At 39.6% G+C, this 18615-nt stretch carries 20 protein-coding genes; 17 read left to right on the top strand and 3 right to left on the bottom strand.

Annotated features, from left to right (window positions below; translation table 11 throughout):
- Position 1: 1 nt before the first annotated feature.
- The 12 genes from fliP to AA980_RS04600 all read left to right on the top strand — a co-directional run bounded on the left by fliP (position 2) and on the right by AA980_RS04600 (position 11930).
- Positions 2-748: a flagellar type III secretion system pore protein FliP gene (fliP, locus tag AA980_RS04545; RefSeq protein ID WP_024027809.1), complete on the top strand. Its 747-nt coding sequence runs from the start codon at positions 2-4 to the stop codon at positions 746-748.
- Between the two features lie 16 nt (positions 749-764).
- Positions 765-1034 carry a flagellar biosynthesis protein FliQ gene (fliQ, locus tag AA980_RS04550; protein WP_024027808.1) on the top strand — a complete coding sequence of 90 codons (270 nt, stop codon included), beginning with the start codon at positions 765-767 and terminating at the stop codon, positions 1032-1034.
- Between the two features lie 3 nt (positions 1035-1037).
- On the top strand, positions 1038-1814 hold the full coding sequence (fliR, locus tag AA980_RS04555) for a flagellar biosynthetic protein FliR (RefSeq protein ID WP_024027807.1): 777 nt from the start codon (positions 1038-1040) through the stop codon (positions 1812-1814).
- Between the two features lie 2 nt (positions 1815-1816).
- A complete protein-coding gene (gene flhB, locus AA980_RS04560) occupies positions 1817-2911 on the top strand; it encodes a flagellar biosynthesis protein FlhB (protein WP_024027806.1) in 1095 nt (364 codons plus the stop codon).
- Positions 2908-4941 (top strand): flagellar biosynthesis protein FlhA, encoded by a 2034-nt coding sequence (gene flhA / locus AA980_RS04565; protein WP_024027805.1) that lies wholly within the window; start codon positions 2908-2910, stop codon positions 4939-4941. The genes flhB and flhA overlap by 4 nt, the downstream gene beginning before the upstream one ends.
- The gene (flhF, locus tag AA980_RS04570; RefSeq protein WP_024027804.1) at positions 4938-6173 is read left to right on the top strand and encodes a flagellar biosynthesis protein FlhF; all 1236 of its coding nucleotides are present in this window, start codon (positions 4938-4940) and stop codon (positions 6171-6173) included. The genes flhA and flhF overlap by 4 nt, the downstream gene beginning before the upstream one ends.
- Position 6174: 1 nt before the next feature.
- Positions 6175-7059, top strand: coding sequence for a MinD/ParA family protein (locus AA980_RS04575; protein ID WP_024027803.1), 885 nt, complete (start codon positions 6175-6177; stop codon positions 7057-7059).
- 12 nt (positions 7060-7071) lie between these two features.
- Positions 7072-7401, top strand: a complete 330-nt coding sequence (locus tag AA980_RS04580) for a hypothetical protein (protein ID WP_024027802.1) — start codon at positions 7072-7074, stop codon at positions 7399-7401.
- 48 nt (positions 7402-7449) lie between these two features.
- Positions 7450-8253, top strand: a complete 804-nt coding sequence (locus AA980_RS04585) for a sigma-70 family RNA polymerase sigma factor (RefSeq protein ID WP_024027801.1) — start codon at positions 7450-7452, stop codon at positions 8251-8253.
- 206 nt (positions 8254-8459) lie between these two features.
- Positions 8460-10187, top strand: a complete 1728-nt coding sequence (locus AA980_RS04590) for a sensor domain-containing protein (protein WP_235815129.1) — start codon at positions 8460-8462, stop codon at positions 10185-10187.
- A 165-nt stretch (positions 10188-10352) separates the two neighbouring features.
- Positions 10353-11291, top strand: a complete 939-nt coding sequence (locus tag AA980_RS04595; protein WP_024027799.1) for a manganese-dependent inorganic pyrophosphatase — start codon at positions 10353-10355, stop codon at positions 11289-11291.
- A 66-nt stretch (positions 11292-11357) separates the two neighbouring features.
- Positions 11358-11930: a DNA-3-methyladenine glycosylase I gene (locus tag AA980_RS04600; RefSeq protein ID WP_024027798.1), complete on the top strand. Its 573-nt coding sequence runs from the start codon at positions 11358-11360 to the stop codon at positions 11928-11930.
- Positions 11931-12051: 121 nt separating this feature from the next.
- Here AA980_RS04600 and AA980_RS26110 read toward each other — a convergent pair whose 3' ends face one another.
- Entirely contained in the window at positions 12052-12216 is a 165-nt protein-coding gene (locus AA980_RS26110) for a hypothetical protein (protein ID WP_162837337.1), read from the bottom strand.
- Positions 12217-12509: 293 nt separating this feature from the next.
- On the opposite strand from AA980_RS26110, the gene AA980_RS04605 reads away from it, so the two are divergent.
- Together AA980_RS04605 and AA980_RS04610 are read left to right on the top strand one after the other, a co-directional pair.
- Positions 12510-13166, top strand: coding sequence for a TetR/AcrR family transcriptional regulator (locus AA980_RS04605; RefSeq protein ID WP_024027797.1), 657 nt, complete (start codon positions 12510-12512; stop codon positions 13164-13166).
- Positions 13167-13197: 31 nt separating this feature from the next.
- Positions 13198-13929: a GTP pyrophosphokinase gene (locus tag AA980_RS04610; RefSeq protein ID WP_024027796.1), complete on the top strand. Its 732-nt coding sequence runs from the start codon at positions 13198-13200 to the stop codon at positions 13927-13929.
- Between the two features lie 80 nt (positions 13930-14009).
- Here AA980_RS04610 and AA980_RS27455 read toward each other — a convergent pair whose 3' ends face one another.
- Complete coding sequence (locus AA980_RS27455) at positions 14010-14171, bottom strand: hypothetical protein (protein ID WP_162837338.1); 162 nt, start codon at positions 14169-14171, stop codon at positions 14010-14012.
- Between the two features lie 193 nt (positions 14172-14364).
- Here AA980_RS27455 and AA980_RS04615 point away from each other — a divergent pair, with 193 nt between their 5' ends.
- On the top strand, positions 14365-14712 hold the full coding sequence (locus AA980_RS04615) for a metal-sensitive transcriptional regulator (protein WP_024027795.1): 348 nt from the start codon (positions 14365-14367) through the stop codon (positions 14710-14712).
- 176 nt (positions 14713-14888) lie between these two features.
- Here the strand turns inward: AA980_RS04615 and AA980_RS04620 are convergent, their stop codons facing one another.
- Positions 14889-16199, bottom strand: coding sequence for an alkaline phosphatase family protein (locus AA980_RS04620; RefSeq protein ID WP_024027794.1), 1311 nt, complete (start codon positions 16197-16199; stop codon positions 14889-14891).
- 196 nt (positions 16200-16395) lie between these two features.
- Here AA980_RS04620 and AA980_RS04625 point away from each other — a divergent pair, with 196 nt between their 5' ends.
- Positions 16396-17307, top strand: coding sequence for an alpha/beta hydrolase (locus tag AA980_RS04625; protein ID WP_034723758.1), 912 nt, complete (start codon positions 16396-16398; stop codon positions 17305-17307).
- A 245-nt stretch (positions 17308-17552) separates the two neighbouring features.
- The gene (locus AA980_RS04630; RefSeq protein ID WP_024027792.1) at positions 17553-18581 is read left to right on the top strand and encodes an ATP-grasp domain-containing protein; all 1029 of its coding nucleotides are present in this window, start codon (positions 17553-17555) and stop codon (positions 18579-18581) included.
- Positions 18582-18615: the final 34 nt, after the last annotated feature.

An 18615-nucleotide genomic window follows, 5' to 3' on the forward strand; every position in this document is an offset into this window, starting at 1 on the left:
AATGATACGAAAATTAGCCATTCTTGTTCCTCTGCTTTCACTCGGGATCTTTTCCACTGCCTATGCCGCTGATCCCACCCAAACAATTCTTCCTGGAATTGACTTGGGCTCAAATGATCCGGATAAGGTCTCAAATACATTACGAATTATTCTATTAATTACGATACTTTCAATTGCACCTGCCATCCTTATTTTAATGACAAGTTTTACGCGAATTATTGTTGTACTTGGGTTTGTTCGTAATGCCCTTGGTACTCAGCAAATGCCACCCAATCAAGTATTGATTGGACTCTCGCTATTTATGACTTTTTTTATCATGGGCCCAACATTTTCGCAAATAAACAATGAGGCATTACAACCATTTATGGCTGGAAAGATGACGCAGCAAGAAGCATACGAAGCAGGAAGTACGCCATTGAAAGAGTTCATGGCAAAACATACACGTGAGAAAGACTTAGCACTGTTTATGAATTATGCCGGGATGGATCAACCCAAGACAGTGAAGGACATTCCATTAACTGCTTTAGTTCCGGCCTATGCGATTAGTGAATTAAAAACAGCCTTTCAGATGGGATTTATTATTTTTATCCCTTTTCTGGTAATTGATATGATCGTTTCGAGTATCTTGATGTCGATGGGGATGATGATGCTGCCTCCGGTGATGATTTCATTGCCATTTAAGATTCTGTTATTCATTTTGGTTGATGGTTGGCATTTAATTTTCCAATCACTGCTCACGAGTTTTTAAGAAGGAAGTGTAATCCATGACGACTGAAATGATCATCGGACTTGCCCAAGAGACTGTTTATACCATCCTGATTGTCATCGCTCCGGTTGTCGGTATCGCCTTATTAGTCGGGTTATTGGTAAGTATTTTTCAGGCTACAACACAGATCCAAGAACAAACGTTATCGTTTGTCCCAAAGATCGTTGCGGTTTTCCTCGCTCTTCTTTTCTTTGGGGCATGGATGTTGCGGCATGTCCTTGATTTCACTCAAAATTTATTAGGAAATCTCTCCAATTTTGTGGGGTAAGTGATGACTATTGACACTTCCAGCTTGTTGAATTTTTTACTTGTATTCGTAAGAATCACATCATTTATGGTTACCGTCCCGGTATTTTCCGGACGTCAAATACCGAACACTTATAAGATTGGGTTTAGTGTGGTGCTTAGTATACTATGTGTCGGTATTATTAATGAACCCATCCACTCTTTTGCACTGGGGACAATGGTCCTATTAATTCTTAAAGAGTTTATTATTGGTATCGTGTTAGGAATGGTTGCTAATATCCTGTTTTATGCTGTCCAGTTGGCAGGGGCATTATTAGATCTTCAAATTGGCTTTTCGATGGCCAGTCTTTTTGATCCTACTTTTGGGACGACTTCACAAATAACGGGACGTTTCAAAAATATCTTAGCCATCCTGGTGTTACTTGCAACAAATGGTCATCATCTCCTTATTCAAGGGATATTAGCTAGTTTTGATTGGGTATCGCTGCAATCTTTCGTTCCTGCCATGATGGACGGGCGACTGTCCACCTTTCTGTTGGCATGTGTCCAGCAGATGTTTATGATTGGCTTTTTGATGGCAGCCCCTTTGATAGGTACACTGTTTATTGTGGATGTGGCTTTAGGTATTGTCGCAAGGACCGTACCACAGATGAATGTGTTTGCTATTTTCCCGCCAGTCAAGATTTTGATCCATTTTGGGATGTATGTGATCATTTTACCTGGATTCTTTTACTTGCTAAAAATCCTTTTTGAAACCATGTTTGGATCCATGAATACTTTACTGAAAGTTATGGGGGCGTAACCATGCTGCTTCGTTTAGATCTTCAATTATTTTCTGGTGAAAAAACGGAAAAGGCAACGCCGCATAAAAGACGAGAGACTAGGAAAAAAGGACAGGTTGCCAAGAGTCCGGAAGTTTCATCTGCCCTGACATTGCTGCTTTGCTTTGCTTTTTTTATGGTTGGTGGCAAGAGCTTGATTGCAGGCTGTCTTAATATCTTTCGTCATAGTTATCAGGAGTACTTACTTTGGGATTTTTCTATTGCGAGTACCCAATTATTATTTAACCTTTTATTGTGGGATGTTGTTAAATTGGTTGCACCCATTTTTGGCGTTGTGTTAGTCGCCGGTGTAATTGCTAACTATTTGCAGGTTGGATTTATGTTCAATCCTGAATCTTTGAAAATGAATTTAGGAAAACTGAATCCGCTTCAAGGATTCAAAAGGATTTTTTCTCTTAAATCGATTGTGGAATTAATTAAGTCGATATTGAAAATTGTGCTTACCTCTAGTATTGCTGGAATGATGATTTGGGAACAGAAAGAAGAGCTGTTTTCAATCGGTCAAAAAAGCCTTTGGGATTCTTCTAGATTCATAGGTTCACTAACGATTAAAATCGGGATCGTAACAGCCTGCATCTTGATAATTCTGGCGGCAGCTGATTATTTTTATCAAAAGTTTGAATATGAAAAAAAAATCCGGATGTCGAAACAGGATATCAAAGATGAATATAAGAAGATGGAAGGCGATCCGTTCATTAAAGGGAAGCGAAGAGCCAAACAACGAGAGTTATCCATGAATCGAATGATGCAAGAGGTACCAAAGGCTGATGTTGTCATCACCAATCCAACGCACTTTGCCATTGCTATCCGCTACGATATGGAAACGATGGATGCGCCCGAAGTGATTGCGAAAGGTAAAGATCATATCGCTTTAAAAATCAAAGAAATAGCTAAAGAAAATAAAATTATGACAGTAGAAAATAAACCGCTCGCCCGTGCATTATTTGCTGCGGTAGAAATAGGCGGGCAGATCCCAGAAGAGATGTTTAATGCAGTAGGAGAGATATTGGCTTATGTTTACTATCAAGAAAATCGCTATAAGGGGATGATAACTTGAAAACAAAAGATGTATCCGTGTTGATTGTTGTCATAATGATTGTCGCAATGATGATCATTCCTCTGCCAACATTATTATTGGATTTTCTATTAATTATTAATATCAGTGTGTCATTGCTAATCTTGATGGTGGCTATGAATACAAAAGAACCTTTGGACTTTTCTATTTTTCCAACTGCTTTATTAATAGCGACGCTCTTCCGCTTAGCATTGAATGTGTCGACTACACGTTCGATTCTTTCAAATGCAGACGGAGGAAAAGTAATTGAAACGTTTGGCTCCTTCGTTGTTGGTGGCAGTCCTGTTGTCGGTTTTGTCGTTTTCTTGATTCTAATTGTTATCCAATTCATTGTCATAACGAAGGGTTCTGAACGAGTAGCGGAAGTAGCTGCACGATTTACCTTAGATGCGATGCCTGGAAAGCAAATGAGTATCGATGCCGATATGAACGCCGGATTAATCAGTGACCAGGAAGCCCGTATGCGCCGCAGAAAAGTCGAACAGGAGTCGGATTTTTACGGGGCCATGGACGGGGCCAGTAAATTTGTAAAAGGGGATGCCATTGCAGGAATCATCATCTTAATAATTAATGTTGTTGGCGGATTCATCATTGGGATGGCCATTCATGGCATGGGCTTTGCTGAATCTGCCAGTACATTTACGCTCTTATCTGTGGGGGATGGGTTGGTTAGCCAAGTCCCGGCCTTGCTTATTTCCACTGCGACCGGGATAACAGTTACCCGTGCAGCTTCTGACGGTACGTTGGGTGCCGACATTATGAAACAGCTGTTTAATTATCCGAAGCTGCTTTATATTGTTGCCGGGACAATAGTAGTTCTCGGTATTTTCACTCCGATAGGCCTTTTCTTGACGTTGCCTGTAGCGGGAATATTGATTTTCGGTGCCTTTTCTATGCAAAGGGCTGTACAAAAAGAGCAACAGCAAAATGATTTGGTTGAAATGGAAGGGCAAGAAGAAGACATCAGCAGTCCAGAAAAAGTGATTAACTTGCTTCAGCTCGATACGTTGGAATTAGAGATTGGGTATGGCTTGATTCCATTGGCAGATCAAAAACAAGGTGGAGATATTCTTGATCGGATTGTGATGATTCGGAGACAGTTTGCTATTGAATTAGGTTTGATCATTCCAACCATTCGCATTCGAGATAATTTACAATTAACTCCCAATCAATATGTATTAAAATTCCGCGGCAGCAAAATTGCGACTGGTGAGGTATACCTTGATCATTTTCTTGCCATGAATCAAGGCGGAGAAAACGAGGAAATCGAGGGCATCCATGTGACTGAGCCAGCATTTGGGCTGCCCGCCACTTGGGTAAGTATTGATGCAAAGCAAAAAGCCGAGCTGATGGGATATATTATCATTGATCCTTCTTCTGTGATTGCTACTCATTTAACAGAGGTATTAAAAAAGTATGCATACCAATTGTTACGAAGAGAGGAAACAAAGGAATTAATCGAAAACTTGAAAGAAACTCACCCAAATCTAGTCGAGGAGATTGTTCCGAATTTACAGTCAGTCGGAGATATCCAGAAGGTATTACAAAATCTTCTGCGTGAACAGATCTCGATTCGTGATTTAGCAACGATTTTTGAAACTTTAGCAGATTTCGCGGTTTTTACAAAGGAACCTCGGGTGTTAACAGAATATGTACGTCAGTCCTTAACACGGCAAATCACGGAGCAATATGCTGACGAAGGAGTCATTCATGTGTTAACGGCAGGAGCGACGTTAGAGAAAGGCATTTCCGATTATATTCAGCAAACGGAAGCAGGGGTTCATTACCTTTCGATGGATCCGCAAATGTCTCGAAAGATTACCGAAGAATTACAACAACAAATTGATCGAGTCATAAAAGCGGGTGGTCAGCCAATCTTCCTGACTTCACCTTCCATTCGCATGTATTTGAAACAGTTTGTAGATAAAATTATGCCGACCGTGCCCGTTCTTGCTTATACCGAGCTTGAGCCCGATATAGAGATCCAAAGTATAGGAGTGGTGAATATATGAAAACCAAAAAAATCGTAGCCGATTCTATGCCCCTTGCTTTAAAAATGGTGCGACAACAATTGGGTGATAATGCCATTATCGTGAACACCAAAGCGATAAAAACTGGTGGAGTATTTGGTTTCTTTGCTAAACAAAAATTTGAAGTTACGGCTTACTCAATAGAAAAAGAAGGAGTTAGTGCGGAACCCAAATTTTCAGTAGAACTTAAAGCGAAATCAGAGGTTAACAATCAAATGAGCGGAGAGACCAGTAACTCTGTCTTTCATAAGAAACCTCAGGAGCTCTATAATTATTATTCTCAACCGACTGCTGGAACGGAAAAACCAGTTTCACCAACGCCCCAACCTTTGGAAAAGGAAAACCCTTTTCTCGATGAACTGACATCGATGCGAAAAATGATGATGACCTTCATGATGAATGAACAACAAGGTAATACTTTGCCCCCAGGATTAGCTAAGTGCGTGAACAGGTTGAAAAAACAGGGCGTGGATGAGGAAGTTATCGAATATATCGTGAGCTGCATACTAAAAAGGCATGAGTCAATGGTCGATATGGCTGAAGAAGTGATTGAAATTGAAGTCATTACCATTGTTAAAGAAATCATTGAAAAACGTGTCCCTGTAACAAACCTTGTCAACGAGAGTACGCGAATGATTAATGTTATTGGCCCGACTGGGGTTGGAAAAACCACTACAATCGCCAAACTAGCCACTGAACAAGTGTTAAAACAAAAGCGCAGAGTAGCGATGATTACCACCGACGTTTACCGGATTGCCGCTGTAGAACAACTAAAAATATATGCTGGTATCTTGAACGTGCCACTTGAAGTGGTTCGCACGAAGGATGAATTAGAGAAGGCTCTTACCAAACTTGCGCATTACGATCTTATCTATATGGATACCACTGGACGCAATTACAAAGAAGTGAAATATCGAGAATCTATTAATGAATTTTTAAATCATCCTCTTGAGAGTGATAATTATTTGGTTTTAAGCTTGACCACCAAGTTTGAGGATATGCAAATATTGTTGAATGAATTTAGGGAAAGTCCCATCCAAAAATTGATTTTTACAAAATTTGACGAAACGACAAGTTACGGTTCGCTCCTTAATGTCGCGTATAAGTATCCTTTTCAATTAGCCTATCTCACAAACGGCCAAAGTGTCCCAGAAGATATTACAGCAATCGATGCGACACTGCTTGCGAGATATTTATTAGGAAAGGAAAAATAATATGGATCAAGCGCAAAGTCTTAGAGAATATATGCAGCGTTTTAATGTTCAGGAGGAAAAAACTCATGCCTCTCGTGTGATTACAATTACGAGTGGAAAGGGTGGGGTCGGCAAATCCAATTTCACGCTCAACTTTGCCTTAGGCTTACAAGCAGCTGGAAAAAAGGTTGTCATCTTGGATTTAGATTTATCAACCGCAAATATTAATATTCTAATGGGAATCACACCAAGGTACAGTCTGGTAGATGTCCTTTATCACAAGAAATACATTTGGGATGTGTTAGAAAAAGGAATCAAAGGAATCGAATATATAGCAGGTGGTTTTGAAATCCAAGATCTGATGAAATTGGATCAACAGACGTTAACCTTTTTTTGGAGTCAAATTCAAGAACTTCAAACCTATGCTGATTATATTTTACTAGACACTGGTGCTGGTATTTCAAGGGAGCTCGTTGATTTTATTTTAGCATCGGACGAAACCATTTTGGTAACAACACCAGAGCCTACTTCCATTGCTGATTCCTATGCCGTAATGAAAACTGTTCACCAGTTCACTAAAGAGTTTCCAAATTTCTTGTTAGTTGTTAATCGTGCCCATTCATATCGAGAGGCTGTAGAAACATCAAGAGCATTGAAAAATGCTTGCAGTAGTTTTCTTAAGATAAAATTAAAAACACTTGGCTTTCTAATGGAGGATACGCACGTGGGGAAAGCAGTACGCTCACAAACGCCATTTTTTATTTCCTTTCCAAATTGTGAAGCATCAAGAAGTATCAAACAAATTGTCTATGCTTATTTACCTAATAGGGATGAGAATACGATAGTTAAAACAAAAGGGATCCGAGGTTTTTTCGAAAAAATGTTGTCGTTTGGTAAATCGTCTTAAAGGGAGGACCTTATGGCAGGAAATTGGGGAGTTAATGCAATCCTGGGATTAATCGCGTTCATTTGCACCTATTTGTTTTCTTATTTAAACAACACATGGCAAACGTCCCTGTTTAGAGCGGGGATAGGCCTTCTAGTTTTCTATGTATTGGGCTATATTTTCCGCTTTGCTTTGCTGCAAATTGGTTCAAAGAAAAATGGGAATTACATTCATAAGCAAGCTCTAGATGAGGGAATCAAACCTCAAGTAGACCAGAAAAACGAAATTGATGAAGAGCCAATTGGCGAATCATCTTTCCAGTCTATTCCTCTTCAAGCCTTACATAAGGGGGAGGACACATAAGAACACCAGCTGTGTACACAGAAAAAGCTAAACCTGGAGGGATAACCGTTGAGACCAGCTATCAAAGAAATCATACCAAATGATTTTTTATGGAGGACCTATCGTGAGAAACACGATTTAAAATCACAAGAAAATCTGGTAAAACAATATATGTATTTGGTAGATAAAATGGCTAATCGTTTGAGCGTAAGCATCCCGTCTCGTATGATTCCCAAGGAGGATCTAATAGGTTTAGGCTATATCGGTTTAATTGAAGCAATTAAAAAATTTGACTATCAAAAAGGTTATCAATTCGAAACGTATGGTCTTTGGCGGATAAAGGGCGCAATGCTCGATGGGATTCGCCAGATGGACTGGGTGCCGCGTGGGTTAAGAGAGAAAGCCAAGAAACTCAACACTGCTTATCGCCAATTAGAGCAAAATTTATTGAGATCACCTTCCGAAGAGGAATTAAGTCAGTATTTAAATATGTCACAAGATGAAGTGGATCAGGCGATTGTGACGTTATCATTATCTACGCTCTTATCTCTTAATGAGCCGATAAATGCTCATGCAGACGAAGGGAAAGAGCAAAGCAGATTGGAACAAATTAGTGATAATAATTCCATATCACAAGAACAGCAGCTGCAAATGGGCGAATTTCGTAACCTAATTGCAGAAGGTATTGACAAAATGCCTGAGAAAGAAAGACTAGTTATCTCCTTATTATATTATGAAGGATTGACACAAGTAGAAATTGCTGAGGTGTTGAATCTAACGAAGGGAAGAATCTCGCAAATTCATTCGCAAGCGATCCTTCGACTGCGTCGAACCTTCGAAGCAAAAGGTTTTTCATTAGATTCGTTTATTTGATAATCACAAGAAAGACTATTTTGACACACTCTAACAAGTAAAGGGTGTGTTTTTGTTTGTATCAAGAAAACTCAACGATTGGAGAGCTGTTAGCGTGTTCAAATATCGATGCTGCTCTTATGCCAGGAGGGAATTAAACAATTTTTTACTATTTCCGATAATAAAAGGGGTTGATTATTAATTAATAGGAAGAAATGGTGTTGCATGTGGAAACAATATTTGAAGCGAATTCTCATTTCAAAATTTATAAGTCACTTTTTGATTATCATCAAAATGCCTGTTTTGTACTAGATTTAGAAGGTAAGTTTATATTGTTTAATGATGCCGCTGTTAAGTTAACAGGGTATTCAAAAGAAGATGCAATTCTAATGTCATTTATACCATTATTTATTGATGATTGTAAAAAAGATGTTTCTCGGTATTTTGACAAAGTTTTACAAGGGAATGAAACAGGTTTCAAAACTACAATACAAAATAAGCATGGAAATAAAGTGGAAGTATCATTATCCGTTTTTCCACTTTACCTAGAGAATCTAATTGTTGGTGTAGGATGTACGGCACAAGATATGAACGAAATAAATAACTTAAATCTGTTATTAACAGCTGCGAATGAGAGAATCGATTTTTTGAGCTTTCATGATGAACTAACAGGGTTAGCTAACAAAACATTATTTGGTGAAAAAGTGGATATCGCGATTAAACTCTATAAAAATACACACGGGAACATGCTAGGAATCATCTATTTTGATTTAGATCGTTTTAAACTTATTAATGATTACCTTGGACATACAATTGGCGATCAATTATTAAAAATAATTGCCCAAAGAATCCAGAGTTGTATCAGAAAGAATGACATAGCTGCTAGGCAGGGCAACGATGAATTTACAATTTTATTAGATAATGTGACTAAACATGAGGTAGACATTATAGCACAAAGATTAGCAGACCAGATTTCAGAACCTATTATTATTGGAGGACAAGAGGTTTTCCTTACTCCAAGTATTGGAATAAGTCTATATCCAGAGGATGGGCAAAACGCAAATGATCTTATAAGAAAAGCTGATATGGCTATGTATCATGCGAAAGAAGAAGGCAGAAATAATATTCAATTCTATCAAGCTAACTTAGAAAAAAATAACTCTGAGCGCATTAAGCTTGAACATGAACTAAGAAAAGCAATTGAAAAGAATGAATTTATTCTTCATTACCAACCAATTATCGATCTTTCAACAAATAAGATTAACGGTCTGGAGGCATTAATTCGGTGGGAACACCCTCATCAGGGACTAGTACCTCCTGATAAATTTATCCCAATTGCTGAAGAAACAGGCTTGATCATTCCTATTGGAGAAATGGTCTTAAGAAAAGCTTGTTATCAAATGAAAAAATGGCATGAGAGTAAAATATTTCTGCCGACGATTTCGGTTAATATTTCTATTCGCCAGTTTTTTCAACCCAACCTTGTGTCTATGATTTCGCAAATTATCAAGGAGACAAATATTGAACCAAACCGCCTCACTATTGAAATTACGGAAAGCATGACAATGGACGTGGAAAAGGCCTTAATTATATTAAATGATTTAAAAAATCTAGGTGTTAATATTTCCATTGATGACTTTGGAACTGGATATAGTTCGCTTAGCTATTTGAAAAAATTCCCGATTGATAATTTGAAAATAGATCGGTCTTTTATAGGTGATATTGCCGAAAGTGAAGAGGACGAAAATATTGCCACTACGATTCTCCTTTTGGCAGATAAACTAGGTCTTAGCGTGATAGCTGAAGGGGTAGAGACAAGTGAACAGTTGCGGGTTCTTCGCGAGCATAGTTGCAATGAAGCACAAGGCTTTTTATTCAGTAAGCCTCTAGCTGAAGATGAATTGAATCAATTTCTATCTCATTTTCCAGAAAATTTATTAGATGATAGAGGATAGTTTCCTTGCGATGGGATTGTTAATTCAATTGACAGAAATTAATCATTAGTCAAGCCCATATGTAAGAATGCAAAAGATATTTTGAATCTGTTTGAGAAATCGGATATAATTTTATAGTGGGGCAGGGTTTGTCCTACATAATTTCAGACGATTGGGAGTAGTAACATGGAAAAAGTACTTATATTCGGTCATAAAAATCCCGACACCGATACGATTTGTTCTGCAATTGCATATGCAGATTTAAAAAGACAGTTAGGAATGGACGTGGAACCAGTCCGCCTTGGAGAGATTAATGGCGAAACGGAGTATGCACTGAAACAATTCAATGCCGAGGTTCCGCGCTTGGTTGAAGCAGTGGCGGCTGAAGTTAATTCCGTTATTTTAGTAGACCATAATGAACGCCAGCAAAGTGCCAATGATATTACGGATGTGCGCGTCCTTGAAGTCATTGACCATCACCGGATTGCCAATTTTGAAACAAGTGACCCGTTATATTATCGCTGCGAGCCTGTTGGCTGCACGGCGACCATATTAAATAAAATGTATAAAGAAAACGGCAAAGAGATTAAACCGGAAATTGCTGGGCTAATGTTATCAGCGATAATTTCTGACTCATTATTGTTTAAATCACCTACATGTACGGCTGAGGATGTAGCAGCAGCGCGTGAATTAGCAGCGATTGCCGGAGTTGATGCTGACGCATATGGGCTTGAAATGTTAAAGGCCGGCGCTGATTTAAGTGATAAGACAGTGGAACAGCTCATCTCGCTTGATGCGAAAGAGTTTGAAATGGGCGGGAGCAAGGTGGAAATTGCTCAAGTCAATGCCGTTGACACCAATGATGTGCTGGCACGTCAAGCGGAATTAGAGGCAGTAATTGCGAAAGAAATCGCGAACAAGAACTTAGATTTATTCTTATTTGTTGTGACCGATATTTTAACAAACGATTCCGTTGGGTTAGCGTTAGGAAGCAAAACCCCTGCAGTTGAAAAAGCTTATAATGTAACACTAGCTAATAATACGGCTGTTTTAAAGGGCGTTGTTTCACGGAAAAAGCAAATTGTTCCGGTTCTAACTGATATTTTTAATAAAGGTGAATTGTAATCAAAGAGACCGTCCAATGCCTAATATCTGCATGGACGGTTTTTTTTAAGGGGAGGCAGGACAAGAATGAATAGATGCGGCTGGGTTAATCAGGACCCGCTATATATCGATTACCATGACAATGAATGGGGTGTACCCGTCTATGATGATCGCTTACTATTTGAATATTTAAACCTCGAAGGGGCTCAGGCAGGACTGAGCTGGTACACGATATTAAAGAAACGCAACAATTACCGCCAAGCCTTTGATCATTTTGAAGCTGAAAAAATTATTCATTATGATGATAAAAAAATTGAAGAACTTTTACAAAATGAAGGAATTGTTAGAAATAAATTGAAAGTTAATGCGGTGATTACAAATGCGAGGGCCTATTTGCAGGTGGTCGAGGAATTTGGCTCATTCCAAAAGTACATCTGGTCATTTGTCGGCGGGAAACCGATTCAGAATCACTTCAACGAGATGAAAGAGGTTCCGGCCACGACTGAAATAAGTGACAAACTAAGCAAGGATTTAAAAAAACGCGGGTTTAAATTTGTCGGCTCTACGATTTGTTACGCATTTATGCAGGCAACCGGCATGGTAAATGACCATATCGTTACTTGTGACTGTTATCAAAGGGCATCCGAGAAAACAAAATAATGAAAAAAGCGATTATCTCATCTGCGAGACATCGCTTTCTTTCGGTTGGGTAAAGAAAAAGATAAAGCAGATAGAAAAAAGCCCACCACGATTGTGATGGACTTTTGCGGATACGAAAAGGCTATGACTGTGTTGGTTTTTCCATTAGAAAATCAGAAGCAGGGATTGGAATGATTTTTCCGCCGATTTGCACATGAACGGTATCGTTGAAAATGGCTTTCACAATTCCTTTTAAGGAAACGGTGGAATTTACAGCAATTTTTTTAGAGTCAGATTGTTTCGCCAAAGTAATCAACACCTTTCTAATGTTGTAAATCATAGTTATCATGAAATGATTTAAAATAACGACACATTAATGTATTCGCAAAAATATCATGATCTCCTTCATTGCTGATCATTTTTTTGAAAAAAATGTTCATGTTACCTTCAGTTCATTATTCAAGGGGTGTGAACAATAGTGAAGTGAGAGTAACATGAACTTTGGTTCAAGTATCACACGAATTGTATTGGCTGTCAACTGAAATGTGAACTATGGTTCATTTTTTTAATTTATGATATGATAATGTCAGAGGTGATAAAATGGCAGACCGTGAAGAATTACTTGTTGGCGATTTTCCATTTGTCCCGAAACAGGAACGTGCCCAACAAAAAAGAAACGCATTGCTCGAGAGCGGGCATTCGTTATTTTTTTCGAAGGGGTACGAACAAACGACGGCGAAGGAAATTGCTGCCCATGCAGGCGTAGCTACGGGGACCTTTTATCGTTATTTTTCAGATAAACGGCAGCTTTTAATGGCGCTCTTAGAAGATAAATTAGACAAACTTTTGCCTCCTGAACCGACTTGGGTATCCTGTGATCCTGAAGCCTTGTTAGCTTCACTTTTGAAGGCCCATAATAATCGTCTTCAAGAGGTAGGGCTTCGCCGTGTCCTGCCTGAATTATTGCCTAAAGATCCGGAATTGGCAGAGGTTTTAAGTGCAGCTAGAAGAAAAATTCATGGCAGAATTCTGTCGGGATTAAAGCATGCCAGTGATAGCGGGTTAACCTGGAAGGATCTAGATTTAGATACAGTTACTTGGTCGATTATGGTATTAGCGGAGAATGGACCTGAAAAAGGTCAGCAAAGCGGAAAACAAGCAGATTTTCTTGAACTTGCAAAGGTGATGTGCCGCTTGGTATTTCCGCCGGATGTACTAGTGAAACTACGGTCCAAGGGATCTGGTCCTGCAGAATAACCGGCAAACACCATGGAGAGGACGTTGCTGATTGAATATTGAGGAAATGATTGATATGAGAGAATTGAAAGCATTAAAAGTGGAACTGACAAGGTTCATGATGGCCTATAAATTTGCTTTGGACGAAATGAGTACGAAAATAAATATTCTAAAAGATGAGTTTAATTATATTCATGACTATAACCCAATAGAACATGTAAAATCGCGGATTAAGTCGCCGGAAAGCATTTTTAAGAAGGTATATCGTAAGGGCTATGATTTTTCTTTAGCTTCGATAAAGGAGAATGTAAGGGATATAGCGGGGATTCGGATTACTTGTTCCTTTATCTCGGATATATATGAATTGAGTAAAATGATTGCCGGTCAGAAGGATGTTCGTGTTGTGGATTATAAGGATTACATTAAAAACCCGAAGCCTAATGGCTATCAAAGCCTTCATTTGATTTTGGAAATTCCGATCTTCATGTCTGACCGCGAGGAATTAGCCTATGTTGAGGTGCAAATCCGGACAATTGCCATGGATTTTTGGGCCAGTTTAGAACATAAAATATATTATAAGTACAATAAAGAAGTGCCGGACAGGATGGTAGCTGAATTAAAAGACGCTGCGGTAATCGCAGCGGAGTTAGATCGAAAAATGGAACGGCTTCATAAAGAAGTTTCTGAAATTAAACAAGCTGAACAAGAAAAAGAAGAACTCCTGTCATTAAATAATGGAGGTTTTAATCTGCCATTTTTTGAAAATCTATTGCAACGAATATAGATCCTTATTGGTTTTGAAGTGCAAAAAAGCCTCTCATTTTTAGTTCTCATGAGGGGCTTTTTTTTGAATTTGGAAATCAATTAGCGAGTTGACTTTTCAAGTAAATATTCTGATGTTGGAAGTGTGATGATTTTTCCGCCAATTTGTACATGAATAGTATCATTGAAAATGGCTTTCACGATTGCCTTTAAAGAAACCGTCGAATTAATGGAAATATTTGGTGATTCAGATTGGTTTGCCAATGGACCCAACACCTTTCAGATAGTTATGAAATTATTATAAATGATTTCAACCAATTAATGCGAGTGTAAAGAACCAGAGATTTGGAAAAATCTAAAGAGATGTTAACAAGAAGTTTTTTAGAATGAAGATAAAGCAGTATATCGATTTACCCTACCGGGGTATGATATAATAAGCGGAAAAGGGGGCGGTTGAATGTCGTTTGATCAAGAAAATATGGAAGAAATAGTGGATGAATCGTGCTGCGGCCATGACGGCAGCCAGCGAAAAAGTCATCATTCAGATAAAGTGAAAAATAATCTAGTTACAAGACTTAACCGGATTGAAGGCCAGATTCGCGGCATTAAAGGGTTAATTGAAAAAGATACGTATTGTGATGATGTAATCAATCAAATTTCCGCCACTCAATCGGCATTAAACAGCGTTGCAAGGATTTTGCTGGAAGGTCATATGAAGAGTTGCGTGGTGGAACGAATTCAAGAGGGCGATTTCGAAGTTTTAGATGAAGTCCTAGTCACCATCCAAAAATTAATGAAAAAGTAATAGACTGGAAGTTGGTGTCAGGCACCATTTTCCAAAATAAGGGAGACTTCACATTACAGTGAAGTCTCCCTTGGTTTTTGAGAGATTGAATATGTTTTGGTAAAAGAAATAGACGAGTAGAAACAGAAAAAAGGACGACGGTAAGCATATTTTTATAAACGGTTCACACGGCTGTTTTATTTCATTAATAGTTCTTCAATCACTCTGCCGTCGGTACTTCCGAGGCTGATACCAAGAAGCCTTGCAAATGTCGGTCCTTCGTCAATCAGCCGAATGCTGGGCAGTGTAACCGGGTTAATCCCGCTGCCAGCTGCCATCAAAATCGTCCCGTAATTTTCTTTCTCAGGTGAATATCCATGGCATGCCAAGGTGTATTTTTTATCGGCGGTGACATCCTCTGGCGAAATCGTTTTGAGATACTCGCCTTCAAAGTCTTCTAAAAAGTAATAACCTCTGCTGGCCTCGAGCATAAAGGCACAAGTACCGTCTGCTCCTTTTTCTGCCGCTTGTTCACCGGTAAGTGCCTTTTCAATTCCCGAATTAGGGTCCAGGAGCAAGGAATCTACTAGAAGTTTCACTTCGTTAAATGCCGCGGTGTCGTGTTTGTCTCTCAAGTAAATATAGGCAGAGCCATCGCAACTTTTACAATAAGCCTTCCAATGAATGAGTTTAGATCTAGAGTTGGTTGTGATGAGCTCGTGTTTATGTAAAAGGACATTCAGGTTAATCGCTTTATTTTCATCGAGGGCACTATGATCACCCAACACGACTATTGTTGAGTTTTCATCGAGGCCGCTCTCCTTTAAGGCTTCCATAATTCTCCCCAGCCGCTCGTTGTGGCGATGGATTGCGGCAATTGCTTCATCGGCAGAAAAGCCATGATAATGACGCTGGGTATCTAGATCAGTAAAGTGGACCAGCAATAAATTCGGTTTCTTTGTTTTGATTGTGTGGACGGTTGATTCTAGAACAAAGTCATCCAGCGCCGGCTGGTTCAATCCATCGCGGATATGACCGTAGCGGTTATTAAGCTCCAATTGATATCCGGGAGTGCCGTTCATAAGCGAGACAAGGATTTGATTTTGCCAAGGGCGGTTAGCAAAAATCTCCGGCATGTTGTAGTCAAGCCCCTTCGCCTTCGCTGTTACTGGCCATAATAAAGCGGCGGTTGTCAGATTGGCCTTTTTCGCTTCATCATAAAGAGTCGTGCCGTGAATGCAATCACGGTACCAATTCCAATCCGGGGAAAGCCTGCCAGGCTGCAGCATGGTGTTATTAATGACACCATGCCGGTTCGGATAATTTCCGGTGACAATCGTCGCATGACAAGGATAGGTAACAGATGGATATATCGTTTCAACCTTTTCGACATATGCCCCGGTTTTCAATAGGGTTTGAAAATGAGGTAAATCTTTTAAAATCGGGAAGTCTAAGGCAGATAGACAATCAAAGGAAATAATAATGAGATGATCGGTAAGTCGCTTCACGAAAAAACCTCCACGTCTACGTTTTCGGTTACCTTAATTGTACAATACGCAATGGACAAATTGTTACAGAATTTTTACAAAAATCTTGAAGTATCAGAAAATAACGCAGAATTTTCGACTGGAAGTTATCTGTAAAAAGGGTTTTTTCAGTATAATGAAAACAAAGGAATTGAAGCTTGAAAGGGAGATTGGGGTCATGCCGAGTTTCAAAAGTTATTTTTTAGAAAAAGTAATTAAACTTACGGCTAAGAGTGTGGGCGGAAAGAGTTTGGAAAAAAGGGGGATAGCGGAAAGGCGTCAAAAGCTGGATGCCGCTTCTAAACGGTTGAGGATGCCGGAAAACTGCCTGGTTGAGCCGCTTCGAATCGAGGGAATCTACGCCGAGTGGCTTTCCTATAATGACTCGCCGGATGACAAGGTGATTCTTTACCTCCATGGCGGCGGCTATGGTTATTGCTCTGTCCAAACACATCGAACGCTTGCCGCTGGGATTGGAAAAGCGGCGGGGGTTATGGTGATTATCCCGGATTACCGGCTTGCTCCTGAACATCCATTCCCGGCTGCGATTGAAGATGCTGTCCGGGCCTACCGCTGGCTGCTTGAGCAGGGTTTTCATTCCAGTCAGATTATTTTTGCCGGGGATTCTGCAGGCGGGGGATTGAGCATTGCCACTGCTTTGGTGTTAAGGGATCAGAATGAACCGCTTCCGGCCGCGCTAGTCTGTCTTTCACCATGGGTGGATTTAACAAGCAGCGGGCAAAGTTACCAAAAAAACGAGAGTGTCGACCCGTATCTGAACGTAGACGGCGTGAGGAAAACAGCCCGCATGTATGCCGGAGAGGCAGCGCTTGATCATCCGTTGATTTCACCGGTGTTTGCTGATTTAGCAGATCTTCCGCCGTTATTCATCCAGGTTGGCAGCCACGAAATCCTGCAAAGCGATGCCGAAATGCTGGCGGCCGCGGCCCGCCATGCCGGTGTAACAGTGAAGTTGAAAGTTTGGGATGGGATGTGGCATGTTTGGCAAATGAGCGGTGATTTTATACCAGAAGCGAGAAGGGCAATTAAGGAGATTGGTGATTTTGTAAAGTGGACATTCAGGGATTGATAATGGACAAATCATTCGGTGCCTGACACTTTAAATTTACTATGAATTTGAAAAATCTGAAAAGGTTTAAAGGCCTTTTTATGGAATGATAGGTTAACAAGAGCATGGAATATTTTTATAAAAAATCGTTTCTGCTTTTGCAGGAACGTTTTTTTAATTGAACAATATCTCTTTTAGGATTATAAAATGATTCTAGTTGGCGCATAATGGGAAAGGTCTGAACTACAACATGAAAGAGGAAAAAAATGAAGATTTGGTTTAACCGCTGGTTTACAACAGTTTCGCATTACATTGATATGATCCGGGCTAATGAAGATAGGCGGAAATTTATTATTTATGGAACACATCCGAATAAAGATGCGCTCTATTTACAAAATTGCGATTTTGCCTTCGTGGAACCCGATATATCTGGAGATGATTATCTAGCGTTTTGTCTTGATTTTTGCAAAACGTATGGAATTGACATTTTCATACCCCGGAAAGAGAATGTGCTAATTTCGAAACGGCTTGCGGAATTTGCAGCACTCGGTGTCAAGGTTTTAGTTTGCCCCGATGCTGAACTGATGGAGACGTTGGATAATAAAGCTGCCGCATACGAAGTGTTATCAAGTGGACCGCAAATCTTTTCCCTTCCTGACTATTATGTGGTTAATACGGTTAAGGATTTTAAAAAAGCTTACACGCTCCTTAAAGAAAAGGGCCATAATGTTTGTTTCAAGCCGGTGGTAGGTGAAGGGGCAAATGGATTCCGTGTGATTAAGGATGAAATTGAGTCAATTAATCAGCTTTTTAATAATGGGGTTGGTTATCGAATTCCCTACAGCTATGCTTGCGAGATACTATCTCAGCAAGAAACCTTTCCTTATCTAATGGTTCTGGAGTATCTAGAGGGCAGGGAATATAGTATTGATTGCCTTGCTTCGAGTGAGGAACTGCTGGCTGTCATTCCAAGGATGAAGGGAGACGGGAGGGTGCGGGAGCTTGTTGAAAGTCTGGAACTAATCCAATTAGCACACAGGTTTCATCAAGAATATCGATTGCCCTATATGTTCAATATCCAGGTAAAGTATAACAATGGGTTGCCGAAGCTGCTGGAAATTAATCCGCGCATGAGCGGAGGAATGCACGTTAGTTGTCTCTCCGGCATCAATATTCCTTATCTTGCTATTAAGATATTATTGGGTGAAAAAGTAGAACCATTGAAGCCGCAATTTGGAATTCGCGCTAGTCATATCGAAAAAGAAATGATTCTTAAAATCGCTGATATCAGTTGAAAAATGACAAGAGCAGGTTTTCGAAGGTTCGTAC

The sequence above is a fragment of the Neobacillus vireti genome (assembly GCF_001026695.1).
Lineage (GTDB): Bacteria > Bacillota > Bacilli > Bacillales > Cytobacillaceae > Neobacillus > Neobacillus vireti.